General features: G+C 64.6%; 6 protein-coding genes. 1 reads left to right on the top strand and 5 read right to left on the bottom strand.

Annotation, left to right across the window (positions count from 1 at the left end):
* Positions 1-13 precede the first annotated feature (13 nt).
* From GLW01_RS07805 to GLW01_RS07795, 3 genes are all read right to left on the bottom strand, one after another.
* Entirely contained in the window at positions 14-1,327 is a 1,314-nt protein-coding gene (locus GLW01_RS07805; RefSeq protein WP_160898715.1) for a M20 family metallopeptidase, read from the bottom strand.
* A 48-nt stretch (positions 1,328-1,375) separates the two neighbouring features.
* Complete coding sequence (locus tag GLW01_RS07800) at positions 1,376-3,397, bottom strand: CocE/NonD family hydrolase (RefSeq protein ID WP_160898714.1); 2,022 nt, start codon at positions 3,395-3,397, stop codon at positions 1,376-1,378.
* A 74-nt stretch (positions 3,398-3,471) separates the two neighbouring features.
* Entirely contained in the window at positions 3,472-4,788 is a 1,317-nt protein-coding gene (locus tag GLW01_RS07795; protein ID WP_160898713.1) for an ATP-grasp domain-containing protein, read from the bottom strand.
* A 132-nt stretch (positions 4,789-4,920) separates the two neighbouring features.
* On the opposite strand from GLW01_RS07795, the gene GLW01_RS07790 reads away from it, so the two are divergent.
* Entirely contained in the window at positions 4,921-5,955 is a 1,035-nt protein-coding gene (locus tag GLW01_RS07790; protein ID WP_160898712.1) for a D-alanine--D-alanine ligase family protein, read from the top strand.
* A 29-nt stretch (positions 5,956-5,984) separates the two neighbouring features.
* Here GLW01_RS07790 and GLW01_RS07785 read toward each other — a convergent pair whose 3' ends face one another.
* Both GLW01_RS07785 and uvrA read right to left on the bottom strand, forming a co-directional pair.
* Positions 5,985-8,018 carry a CocE/NonD family hydrolase gene (locus GLW01_RS07785; RefSeq protein WP_160898711.1) on the bottom strand — a complete coding sequence of 678 codons (2,034 nt, stop codon included), beginning with the start codon at positions 8,016-8,018 and terminating at the stop codon, positions 5,985-5,987.
* Between the two features lie 175 nt (positions 8,019-8,193).
* Entirely contained in the window at positions 8,194-13,749 is a 5,556-nt protein-coding gene (gene uvrA / locus GLW01_RS07780; protein ID WP_160898710.1) for an excinuclease ABC subunit UvrA, read from the bottom strand.
* Positions 13,750-13,752 lie beyond the last annotated feature (3 nt).

Genomic DNA, 13,752 nt, shown 5'->3' with positions numbered 1-13,752 from the left:
AGGGGTAAAGCCATCACCCTCCTCCAGTCACGCCTTCTCCATAATCCTGCAGGCGCAGTTCCTCGGGCCTGAAGGTCAGCAGCTTCTCCGTCGCCTGGACGAGCACGTGCGCCACCTTCTCCGTGGCCTCCAGGGACACCCGTTCGTCCGCGGAATGGGCCCAGTCGATATCGCCGGGACCATAGACGACGGTGGAAGCCCCGGTGAGCCGTACCCAGGCCGACATGTCGCAACCATAGGGCGCTCCCGTGATGCGCGCCGGACGCCCGAAAACCGAGGCCGCCGCATCCGCCATTGTGGTGACCAGTGGATGCTCCATGGGAGTATGCGCCGACCCGAAGCCAGACGCCATGAGCCGCGCCTGGGGCGGGTTCTGTTCCAGCCAGGGATCGCCCGCGCAGGCCTCAGCGATCACCCGCTGAATCCGCGCCTTCGCCTGCTCCACGGTTTCGTCGAGCGTCACCCCGACGCGGATCTCCGCCGTGAGCCGGTCCATCACGCTGGACGACCAGTTACCCCCATTGATCAGACCCACGTTGGTGGCGTACGGCAGGTGCAGGGCCCGCATCAGCGGGTGGTCCTCCGCGTCATTGATGCGCTTTTCGTCCTCGCGCAGGGCCTTGTGGATCGCCAGGTAATGATCCAGAGCGCTCTCCCCCAGGTGCCGACGGCTGGCGTGGGCCGCCAGTCCCATCACTTCCAGGAAGAACGACATGGCGCCGGCATGGGCAACCACCAGCTTGGGCGAACCCTCGTCGTCCAGAGTGGGTTCCGGCACCACCACGGCATCCGGTTGCCACCCCCTGCGGATGGCTGCGAGCGTGCCGAGGCCGCTGTCCTCTTCCGCCGGCACGCCCACGAATACAACCCGGCCGGCAAAGTCCCGTGGGCCCAGGGCAAAGGCCTCGAAGGCTTCCAGAGCCGACACTACGCCGGATTTCATATCACTGGCGCCACGCCCATAGACGGTATCGCCGTCCATATACCCGGAATACGGATCCATCGTCCACTGGTTGATATCGCCCGGTGGAACAACGTCCAGGTGCCCGGTCAGCACCACCGTGGGGCCCGGCTTGCGCCCCCGCACCACGCCGACCACAACCGGCAGCCAGGCACGCTCCACCTCATGGCCCGGGTAATTGGGATCCGTAAGGACATCCGCAATACCCTCGTTCCAGTGGTCAACCTCCACACCCAGCTCATTGAGCCACTCGGCAAGCCGGGCGATCACCGCATCCTCCTGCCCGGTCACCGACGGGATCCGGATCAGGTCCACCAGCCGCCGCCGAACCCGGGTGGCATCAATGTATTCGCAATGGTCCGTCATAATAGGTCATTTCCTGCTGCTTACAGGGGGCGTCCCGGACGCCCGCTCCTAGAGGTTCCGGCGTGGAATCAACCGATCCCAGTCATGCTCATAGACCAGTTCTCCGTGCTCATACGCCCTGAGCGTGGCCTCAATCCGGAACGCCTCGGAGGTGCAACTCATCCGCGTCCAGGTTTCAGTGTTCACTCGCCAGTCATCGCGGAAAAAGCCCATGCGCCAGAACGTTTCAGCCTGGGCCGAGTTAACATCGTCACCCTCGATCCGGTAGCGCTCGTAACCGCTCTTCTGGACATCCGTACCGGTGGCATCGATGTGGAATATCCCCTCGGAATCATCGACTTCCAGCGTATGGGCGTTGGCATCAAAATCGTAATGCAGTGACCAGTTGGTTGCCTCGGCCTCGATTTCGGTCATCGACACGTGGGGTGCGCCCTCGGGCGGCGCAAACCCGGGGAGTTGCCGATCAACCTCACTGGGCGGGCGTACCGGCAGTGTCAGGGTGCTGACCTCCGACCAGAGGCTCAGTGCTGTGGCGTCCGGGGAAGGCCAGATCAGGGGCCAGTAATTTGAGCTTACACTGACGCGAATACGATGGCCGGCCGGGAAATTCTGGGCGATTTCATTGAGCTGGACGCGCACGCGATAGGCCTCACCGGGCACCAGGGACGCCGGCTCGGTGTGGCTGTCCCGGTGGCTGAGGTTCAGAACCCCGTAGGTTACCCGGGTTGAGGCACCGTCCGGGGCCACGTCACACAGCCGAACCGCGACCTGGGCCTCAGGCTGGTCGCTGGCCAGAACCAGCTCCACCACGGGCGGGCCGAAGATCTCAACCGCTTCCGACAGCGGCTCCGTATCAAAGCACAGGGAATCCCCATCCGCCTCGCGCTGGTCCCCCGGCATGTCCGGCCCGGCGGAATAGGAACACCACTTGCCAGCACTCAGGCCGGTGCGCAGCGGCGACTGGCACAGAAGTGGCTCACTGGTGCCTGCCGTGCCGCCGTCCTCCAGACCGTTGCGGGTCAGCCGAAGCTGCCGGTCCTCAATGCGCGGGCTGGGCCACTCATTCTCCCCGATCCAGCGCCCGGGACGCTCCGCATAACGGGTCGCGGGCCGGATACTGTCCTGCATCCACACTCTGACCTGCGGCTCATCCATGATGCCGGTCGCCTCATTCTTGAGCCAGTGATCCCACCAGCGCAGCGTGTCCTGAAGGAAGCCAATGGCGGGACCGGGCTGACCCAGGTGCGGGTACTTATGGCTCCAGGGACCCACAAGGCCCTTGCGGGGGACATCCAGATGCTGCATCAGGCGGAAGACGCTGTTGGAATAGCCGTCGGCCCAGCCGCTCACCGCATAGACCGGGCAACGGATGGCACTGAAATCCTCACACACGGACCCGTGGCGCCAGAAATCATCGCGCGCCTGGTGACTGCTCCAGGTCTCCAGCCAGAGCCCGCTGTCCCGCAGGCGCTGGAACCAGTCGTCGCGCCAGCCATCCCCGAAGAGGCGCGGATCCGGTGGGCAGCTGTTGTGGGCGAACATAACTCCGGCCCAGGAGACATTGTCGATCAGCATGCAGCCGCCCATGTAATGCACATCGTCGGCATAGCGATCATCCGTGGAGCACACTGTCAGCACCGCATACAGCTCGGGTGGCTGGAGCGCGGCGATCTGGAGGCCGTTAAAACCACCCCAGGAGATCCCCATGATGCCGACACGGCCGGTACACCAGGGCTGCGCGGCGATCCAGCTCAGAATCGCCAGTCCGTCGTCGAGCTCCTGTTGCGTGTATTCATCCGTGAGCACACCCTCGGACTCGCCGCTGCCACGGATGTCCACCCGCACACCGGCATAGCCATGGCCCGCGTAATAAGGGTGATTGATGGAATCTTCCTTGGTGCGCAGGTCGGCCTTGCGGTAGGGAATGTATTCCAGGATGGCCGGCACCGGATGCGCCTCGGCATCCTCGGGCAGCCATATCCGCGCGGCAAGATGGCAGCCGTCCGGCATGGGAATCCATACGTTTTCCAGTTCCCGAACCGCCCTGGGCCAATCGCTCCTTGTGTGCATTCACATCTCCTCGAACGACAAGGCAATAGTAGAGCCGAACCGGGCAACCGCCCGGGTCAGCGAACACGGCGGCATCAGCGGTCAGGACCGTCTCTGAGGTCAAAGCTGAGCCGCTCAACAATGGCACTATGGTTGGCCATCAACTGCTCATGGGTATCAGCGCCCACATAGATCAGCGCCAGCACGTAGCTGTAGCTGTCCTGATCGTGCAACTCGGACAGCCACATGCCCGGATGCACATCCAGCTCCACGTAGGTACCGGGGTACTCCTCGGCAATCGCCGCCAGTGTCTGCCCGGAGGGCACATCGGCCACCCAGGCGTCCTCATGCCGGCGCAGCCAGAAGGCGGCGGCACAATTGAACCTGCCCCGGGCAGCAGGGAATTTGGGGTTGTGACCGAGCGCCAGCTCGACCGCGACCTGATGATTGGAGACCCCGTGCACCTTGTCGAACAGGTCGCTGTGGTGCTGGGCGATCCGGGTGTTGATCTCCAGCAGGCTGACTTTATCCGTGCTGCTGTCCCAGAAGAACTCGATGTTGAACGCGGAGCCATCGAAGCCAATGCGCTGCAGTGTTTTGCGCGCCACCTCCTCCATCCGCTCGGTGACCGACTGCGGCATCTGGGACGGGTACTGGTAGCGGGCGAAGGAAGAGCTGTTGGCTTCCCGCACCGAGTCCACCACCCCGTGCACATGGACTTCGCCCTGATGGACATAGCCCTCAAGGGTGCACATATCGCCCGTGAGCAACGCTTCCGCCAGACAGTAATGACCACCGACCGCCGCGATATTGTCGGGCAGCTCAATGTATTCAAGGATCCTGTCGAAAGGCTCTGCAATACGGTTGATGTGCTCCCGGATCTCAGCCACCGCCCGGTGGAAGGCGGCTTCGTCGTCAATACGGAACCCGAGATAGGAGCCTGCCGATTTCACCGGCTTCAACCAGAACGGATACTCAAGTTCGAGCTGGGTCTCGGGCGAGTCGAGAAAGGGATCCACCAGCTGGAAGCGGGGAATGAAATCCGGCACAACCGCTTGCTGTTCCAACCGGCTCCAGTACTTGTGCTCACACTTGAGCATGGCCCGCAGATCCAGCCCGGGAAGCCCCAGGCGCCCGGTCAGAATGGGCAGGATGGTGCTCACCGGAAAGTCCATGTAGCCAACGATGGCATCCGGGGCGGGATCCGCCTCCTGGAGCTGTTTCTCGGCCCGGCTGAGCATCGATTCAATCGGGAAGTCATCCGCGTAAAGGATCTCTTCAGGCGTCAGCACACCATGGAAACGGTAGTGTTCCGCGCCCGGCAGGGACTCCAGCTTGGCCCGGTTGAACTCGTTCATGCCGAGCACATACACCTGCTTGACGGCGTTATCTCTTGGGGATTCGGAACTCATCTCGGTTTCAACCTTCGACAGAGCGGTACAGGAGGAGCATCGGTTAAAGCACGACGCCACGCAAGGGTTTTGATACGCTGGATCAAGAGGTCTGTATAAGCACTTTCCCCCGACCAGAGGACGGAGACCGCAATGGCCCAATCGAGCAACCCCCCTGAAATCGGTGTCGTCCTGGGTGATCCCCGACTGCCCTACCCCTACGCCGTGGAAAACAGGTTCGGTTACGAGGAAATCGAGGCGGTTCGCCAGCTGAAGACCTCACTGGGAGAGCTGATGGGCTATCACTTCACCTACTACGACGACCACGAACGCCTGATCGACGACCTGCGCAGCGACAGGCCGGACCTGGTATTCAACCTCTGTGACACCGGCTTCCGCAACGACTGGGACCTGGAGCGCAACATTCCCGCATTTCTGGAAATGCTGGGCATTCCCTACACCGGCGCCGACCCCATGGGCATCAGCCTGGGCACCGACAAGGCCATCGTACGGGCGCTGGCGGTGAGCCTGGACATCCCCGTGCCCAACGAGACCTTTGTGGATCTCACCGCCGACCCGCTGACCCTGCCCACCTCCTTTCCGTCGCTGATCAAGCCCAATGGCGGCGGCGGCAGTTTCGGCATCACCGAAAACTGCGTTGTGCACGACGCCGCCGAGGCGCACGTCTATCTGCAGTGGCTCGCGAGGCAGGACCTGTATCCACCGGAAGCCATCTGCCAGGATTTCCTCACTGGCGATGAGTACACCGTGGGCATGATCGGCAACCCGGCCAGCGGCTTTACCGTGCTGCCTCCCCTGGTGATCGACTACAGCAAGCTGGACTCCGACCTTCCGCCCATCCTCACCCACGGCTCCAAGGCGGATCCGGACTCGCCCTACTGGGACAAACTCAGTTTCCAACAGGCGGAGCTGGACGACGTCACACGGGGGCAGATGGTCGACGCCTGCGCCAAGCTGTTCAAGCGACTGGGTTTCCGGGACTACTCGCGCATTGACTTCCGCTGCGGCGCCGACGGCGTGCCACGGCTGATTGACGCCAATACCAACCCCACCTGGTACTGGGACGGCAAGATGGCGATGATGGCCTCCTGGGCGGGCTACAATTATGCGGACATGCTGCGCATGATCCTGGAAGCCGCCCTCGCGCGCAGCGGCGCCCATCGATAGGCGGGCGGGGAAGCCCCCGTTCCCACCTGCTAGATGAGATGGCGGGGAATCCGCTCGTCCCACTCGCGCTCGAAAAAAAGCGCATCGCCATCGTAGGCATGGAGCGTGGCGCGTAACCGGAAATGCTGCGGATCGGCCGTCAGCCGGGTCACACACTCCACCCGTGCTGACCAGTCATCGCGCTGAAGAACGCAGCTCTGGTCAATCCGGGCCTCGGCCCCGCTGGCGTCGTATTCATGAATGCGGAACCACTTGCCCAGGCTGTACCCGGCAGTGAGATCAATATCCTCAATATAGGCCAGGGAGGCACCGCCGAAATCACCACCCTCGTTGTAGATGCGGTAGGTGGTTTCGTTATTGATCAGGTTACGCTCCACGGTGCGACGAAAATCCCCGGAGCTGAGCGCTTCCGGCTCGGACTGTGGGCCGCGCTCCGGAGGTTCGAAGGGGCGCAGCTGCTCATCCTCCGCGCGCGGAGGGCGCACGGGCAGCTGCAGCGAACTGACCCCGGTATGGAGCGTCAGGCGAACGGGCTCCGGTGACGGCCAGATCATGGGCCAGTAACTGGTGGATACCGCCAGGCGCATGGTGTGTCCCGGGGCGAAGGCGTAGGCAACATCCTTCATCTGCACACGCACGCGGTAGCGCTTGCCGGCCTCCAGCGGCTCCGGGTGTTCGCGGCTTTCACGCTGGGTGAGGTTGAGCACGCCCCAGGTGACCCGCGTCGACGCCCCGTCCGGTGCCACGTCATTGAGGCGCACGATCACGTACGCAACCGGCCGGTCCACCGTTACCTCCAGTTCCGCCACGGGTGCGCCCAGGATCTCGATGCGTTCCAAAACCGTATCGGCGTCAAAGACCAGGGATTTGCCGTCATCTTCCCGCTGGTCGATGGCCATTTCCCCTTCACCACCGAAGCCGTACCAGTCACCACCGGCCAGCCCCGTGGTCTCGGGGGAGGTAATCCGCATCCGGTCCTCCGGCTCCGCCCTGCGCCCCATTGACAGCACATTGAGATACAGGGTTTCGTTCTGGATGCGCTCAGAGGGCCAGGCCGGTTCCGCCACCCAGCGCCCTGGACGGTATTCGTAGAGCGGTGCCGGCGGCACATGCTCTTCCATCCAGACGCGCATCGGCGGTTCGTCCATAATGCCGTTGTCGATATCCTTCAGCCAGTAGTCCCACCAGCGCAGCATCTCCTGGAAGAAGCCGATGGCCGGTCCCGGCAGCGCGTTATGCGGAAACGCGTGGGACCAGGGCCCGATCAGCGCCTTACGCGGCGCACTCAGGCCTTCCATCATGCGGGGAATGGCATTGGGATAGCCGTCCGCCCAGCCGCCCACGGCATAGACGGCACACTGGATGTCGTCGAAGTTCTCGCAGACCGAGCCATGTTTCCAGTAGTCATCACGCTGCTGGTGGCGCATCCAGACCGCCGGATACAGGACCTGGTTCTCCAGCCGGTAACGCCACTGTTCGCGCCAGTCGTCCCCGTAGAGCGCCGGATCCGGCGGAAAGGCCGCCGTGGCGAAAAACACCGAGCCCCAGTTGAGGTTCTCGTTCAGCAGACAGCCCCCCATGTAGTGGGCATCATCCGCATAGCGATCGTCTGTGGAGCACATCGTGATGATCGCCTTCAGGCATTCCGGCTGGTGCGCAGCCACCTGCAGCGCGTTGAAGCCACCCCAGGAGATGCCGAACATGCCTATCGGCCCGGAGCACCAGGGTTGGCTGGTGATCCAGTCCAGCACCGCGAGGCAGTCGTCCTGTTCCTGCTGCAGGTACTCATCCAGGATAAGCCCGTCCGAATCCCCTGAGCCCCGCAGGTCCAGTCGAATCGAGGCGTAGCCATGCCCGGCCAGATAATGGTGCAGGGGCTCATCCCTTAACCGGGTGAAATCGCGCTTGCGATACGGCATGCATTCCAGGATGGCCGGCACCGGATGCTCCCCGGCGTCTTCCGGCAACCAGATGCGGGCGGCCAGACGGCAACCGTCGGGCATGGTGATCCAGGTGTTCTCGATTTCACGGACGGTGCGAGGGAACGAATCAACAACCTTCATAGAGCATGCCTCACTGGCAAATGACGACCCTGGCCCGGGCGGAGCGGCTGTCGCGTATAATGCGATTGTGAACGCTGCGAGTATAGCAGAACCAGCATGGAGCCAGAGGCCGTAAAACGCTCACGGGCAACGAAATTTCCGTTCCTTCCCCGCCGCTGGACGCTCCCGGTACAGGTCAGCTGCCATGACGGCGCCGCTGGTCCAGAAACGCCTTCAATACCCGCCCTGTCTCGCTCTCCTTGCCCGCTCCCGCAAGGGCTTCCGGCGGGCCTTCAGCAACCACCCGGCCGCCCCCGTCACCGCCGTCCGGGCCCATGTCCAGTACCCAGTCGGACTCAGCAATAAGATCCAGGTTGTGCTCGATCAGCACCACGCTGTTGCCGGCGTCCACCAACCGGTGCAGCACATGGATCAGCCGCTCGACATCCGCCATGTGCAGCCCAACCGTGGGCTCATCCAGGATGTACAGGGTATGGGGCTGGTTCTGGCGGCGCACGTCCGGTCTTGCGCGGGCCAGTTCGGTGACCAGCTTCAGGCGCTGGGCCTCGCCGCCGGAGAGCGTCGGGCTGGGCTGCCCCAGGCTCAGGTAGCCCAGGCCCACGGCCTGCATCAGCTCCAGCGCATGGTGGATCTTTGAGTGCGCCCGGAAGAACTCGACGCCTTCGTCCACGCTCATGCGCAGCACTTCGCCGATATGCTTGCCGCCGTAGGTGACCGCGAGGGTCTCCGGGGTGAAACGGTCGCCCCCGCAGACCTCGCAGGGCACGGACACGTCCGGCAGGAAGTTCATCTCTACCCGCTTCAGGCCCTGGCCGTCACACCCCGGGCAGCGCCCCTCCTTCGTGTTGAACGAGAAACGACCCGCGTTGTAGCCACGCAGGCGGGCTTCCTCGGTGCCGGCGAACAGCTTGCGGATGTTGTCCCAGATGCCCACGTAGGTGGCCGGGCAGGAACGCGGGGTCTTACCGATGGGTGTCTGATCCACCTCGAACACCCGGTCCAGGTTCTGCCACCCTTCGATTCGCCGACACCCCCGGGTTGTGGGCTTCCTATCCCGTCCTGCCCCGTTCAGAACACGCAGGTTATCGTGCAGGATGCCCCGCACCAGTGAGCTCTTGCCGGAGCCGGAAACGCCGGTGACACACACCAGCCGCTCCAGCGGCAGGCGCACGTCCACCCCGCGCAGGTTGTGCAGGCTTGCCTCGCTGACATAGAGCCAGTGTTCCGCCTCGGCCGGCCGCCGTTCCTCGGCGATCAGCGGGTGGCGGATGGGATCGGCCAGGCAGCGGCCCGTGGTGGATTCCGGGTTGGCCTCCAGCTCCGCGACGGTGCCTTCCGCCACCACGCGCCCGCCATTAACCCCAGCCCCTGGGCCCAGGTCGATTACGTGTTCCGCCCGGCGGATGGTGTCCTCGTCGTGCTCGACCACCAGGATGGTGTTGCCCTTGCCTTCCAGCCGGCCAAGGGTGTCCAGCAGCATGCGGTTATCGCGCGGGTGCAGGCCGATGGTGGGCTCGTCCAGGATGTAGCACACGCCCTGGAGGTTGGAGCCCAGCTGGGCGGCGATGCGGATGCGCTGGGCTTCACCGCCGGAGAGCGTGGGCGCGGCCCGATCCAGGTTCAGATAGGCCAGCCCCACCTGCTGGAGAAAGTCCAGTCGGGCCCGGATCTCGGGCATGATGTCCTGGGCTACCTCCGCATCCCTGCCCGTCAGCGCCAGGGCCTCGAAGCGCCCGGCTGCCTCGGCCACCGAGAGCGCTGTGTATTCGGCGATGTTGCGATCACGGAAGTAGACCGACAGCGCCTCCGGCTTGAGCCGGCGCCCGGAACAGGCGCGGCAGACGCCAGGCTCATGGTCGTCGTCCGCTTCCAGCCAGACGGATTCCTCGCCGGTCTGCTCCTCGTCGAATCCGCTCAGCGCGAGCCCCGTGCCGTAGCAGGACGGGCACCAGCCGTGCTTGGAATTGTAGGAGAACAGGCGCGGATCCAGCTCCGGAAAACTCTGCCCGCAGCCGGGGCAGGCACGCTCGGTGGAGAAGATGGTCTCACCGGCGTCGCTCAGGAGCTTCATGGTGCCGTGGCCGTAGGCCAGTGCCTCGCCAATAAGCCGGTCCAGCATCGCCTCGTTGCCCGGCGTGACGGTGACCGTGCCCATGGGCAGGTCAATGTCGTGCTCCTGGTGGCGTGCCAGGCGCGGCCAGTTGCCCGTGGGCTGGTACTCGCCGTCCACCCGCAGGTACTCGAAGCCTTTCTTGCCGGCCCAGGTGGCCAGGTCCGTGTAGTAGCCCTTGCGCGCCACCACCATGGGCGCCAGCAGCGTCGCCTCCTGGCCTCGCGCATCGCGCAGGATGCGGGCCCGGATCGCCTCCGGCGTCTGTTCGTCAATGGGAATCATACAGTCCGGGCAGTACTGGGTGCCCAGCTTGACGAACAGCAGGCGCAGGAAGTGATAGAGCTCGGTCATGGTGGCCACCGTGCTCTTGCGCCCACCCCGGCTGGTGCGCTGTTCAATGGCGACGGTGGGCGGAATGCCGAAGACTGCATCCACGTCCGGCCGCGAGGCGGGCTGGACGAACTGGCGCGCATACGCGTTCAGGGATTCCAGGTAACGCCGCTGGCCCTCGTTGAAGACGATGTCGAAGGCCACGGTGCTCTTGCCGGAGCCGGAGAGCCCTGTGAGCACCGTCATCTGGTTACGCGGGATGCGGATGTCCACGTTCTTGAGGTTGTGCTCGCGGGCATGGTGAATGGTGATCGCATCCGGATCACCGCTGTACGGCGCCGGTGCCTCGGCCACCGCGGGCTGGGGTTCGGCTTCCGTGCCCTGCCCCAGATAGTCCCAGAGTGCTTTCCCGGTATGACTGCCGGGCACCGCCATGACCTGCTCCGGTGTGCCGCTGGCGATCAGTGCCCCGCCCCGGTCACCACCCTCGGGCCCAAGATCAATCAGCCAGTCCGCCGCCGCCATCAGGTCCTGGTTGTGCTCGATCACGGCCAGAGAATGCCCTTCGGCCAGCAGCCGGCGGAAAGCTCCGAGAAGCGTGGCCACGTCGTCCATGTGCAGGCCGGTCGTGGGCTCGTCGAACAGGAACAGGAGGTGATCACTGGCGCCCTTGCGCCCGGCTGCCTTCGCCAGGTGCCCGGCCAGCTTGAGGCGCTGGGCTTCACCGCCGGAAAGGGTCGGCACCGGCTGCCCCAGGCTCATGTACCCCAGGCCCACCGCCTGCAACGGCTCCAGGCCCTGAAGCACTTTCGGGTAGTCCGCAAAGAAGCTGACCGCCTGGTTCACGGACATCTCCAGAACATCCGCGATGGACTGCGGCGGCACAGGGCTTTCCGTGGACGGTGGCAGCGTTATCTCCAGAATTTCGGGGCGGAAGCGCCGGCCATCGCAGTCCGGGCAGCGCAGGTAGACGTCGCTCAGGAACTGCATCTCCACGTGCTCGAAACCGTTGCCGCCACAGGTGGGGCAACGCCCGTTACCGGCATTGAAGCTGAACGTCCCCAGGGTGTAACCGCGCTCCTTCGCCTCCGGCAGGCCCACGAAGACCTTGCGGATGGCATCGAAGGCGCCCACGTAACTGGCCGGTGTCGAGCGCGTGGTCCGCCCGATGGGCGACTGGTCGATGAGCACAGCATCATCGATGCGCTCATGCCCCTCAATGGCGTCATGAACGCCGGGTACCTCGCCGGGACGGCCCTTCAGTTCAGCAACGGCGCGGTAGAGTACGCTTTCCATCAGGGTGGACTTACCGGAGCCGCTGACGCCCGTGAGCACGACCAGGGCGTTCAGGGGAAGATCAACGTCCAGGTTCTTGAGGTTGTGTTCGCGAGCGCCGCGGATGCCGATGGCATTCCCCGGATCGACAGGGTGGGCGCCAGCGGCCTGTTCGCCTGCGTTCACCCGGCGGCGACCGGTCAGGTAATCCGCCGTCAGTGACTGGCTGTCCGCCATGAGCGCATCCGGCGAGCCTTCGAACACGATCCGCCCGCCCTGCTCGCCCGGCCCCGGCCCCATGTCGATGATGCGGTCGGCGGCGTGCATCACCTGCGGGTCGTGCTCGACCACCAGCAGGGAGTTGCCAGCATCACGCAGGCGGTGCATGACGCCGATGATCCGATCCATGTCCCGTGGGTGCAGACCGATGCTGGGCTCGTCCAGCACGAACAGGGTATTCACCAGCGAGGTGCCCAGCGCCGTGGTCAGGTTGATGCGCTGGACTTCGCCGCCGGAAAGCGTGCGCGACTGGCGGTCCAGGGTCAGGTAATCCAGCCCCACGGCTACGAGGTACCCGATGCGCGCCCGGATCGCATCCAAAAGCAGGTCCGCGGCCTCGTCCAGGGGCGCGGGCAGTTGAATACGCTCAAACAGCGCCGCGACCCGCCCCAGCGGCAGGTTCATCAGATCCGCCAGGTTCAGGCCCGGCTGCTGTTCCAGCGTGGATTCCGGCAGGGTGACGCCAACGGGCCGGAAGCGCTCAGCCGGATCGACAACCGTGTCCGCATCCGCTTTCGAGCCCAGGCGCCAGAGCAGCGATTCCGTCTTCAGACGGGCGCCATCACAGGTGGGGCAGCGGTCGTAGGAGCGGTAACGCGAGAGCAGCACCCGGATGTGCATCTTGTAGGACTTGCTCTCCAGGTAGTCGAAGAAGCGCCGCACGCCGTACCAGCCGCCACGGCTGACGTTCCAGCGCCAGTTCTTATCGCCGTCGATCACCCACTTCCGGTCAGCTTCGGGCAGGTCCCGCCAGGGAATGTCCGTGGCCACGCCTTCCATGCGGCACTTCGTCATCAGATCCTGTTGACACTCGGAATAACTCTCCGTCTGCCAGGGCTTTACAGCGCCTTCTTCAATTGATTTCGAATCATCCGGAATCACCAGGCGGTAGTCGATACCCATGACGCGCCCGAAGCCCCGGCATTCCTCGCAGGCCCCCATGGGCGAGTTGAAGGAGAAGCTGTTGGGGATGGGATCGGTGTAGTCCCGGTCGCAGTCCGGGCAGTGGAGCCCCCGGGAATAGAGCCATTCCGCCTCGGCTTCACGGTTATCGTCCAGCGGCTGCACGATGAGCCTGCCCTGGCCGGCCCTGAGGGCGCCCTCAATAGCCTCGGTGAGGCGATCCCGCCGGTCCTCGGAGAGCCGCACTCGATCCTGTGTGACGCGCAGTGTGCCGTCGTCGAGCGTTTCCACGCGGGTGTAACCCTGGCGTTCCAGTTCCGTACGCACCCGGTCCTCGCCAACATCCCCCGAAAGCGCCATATCGAAGGCGATCACCGCACGACGCCCTGCGCCGCGTTCCAGCACGTCGGCGACGATGCTGTCCTCGCTGTCCCGCCGGACCTCGCGTCCGCAGCCGCCGCAGTAGAGCAGCGCGGCCCGGGCGAACAACAGCTTCAGGTGATCGTTGAGCTCGGTCATGGTGCCAACCGTGGAACGCGAATTGCGCACCGGGTTGGTCTGGTCGATGGCGATGGATGGCGGGATGCCCTCAATCGAATCCACCGCCGGCTTGTCCATCCGGTCCAGGAACTGCCGCGCGTAGGGGGAGAAGGTCTCGACGTAGCGGCGCTGGCCCTCGGCGTAGACGGTGTCGAAGGCCAGCGAGGACTTGCCGGAACCGCTGGGCCCGGTGACAACGGTCAGCTCGCCCACGCGCAGGTCGACGTCAAAGTTGCGCAGGTTGTTCTGGCGGGCACCGCGGACGCGGATGACGTTCTGGTTTCGACTCATGGA

The sequence above is a fragment of the Vreelandella halophila genome (assembly GCF_009856365.1).
Taxonomy (GTDB): Bacteria; Pseudomonadota; Gammaproteobacteria; order Pseudomonadales; family Oleiphilaceae; genus Halospina; species Halospina utahensis_B.
Note: the sequence above shows the minus strand (reverse complement) of the source record. Positions and strands in the feature narration are given on the sequence as shown.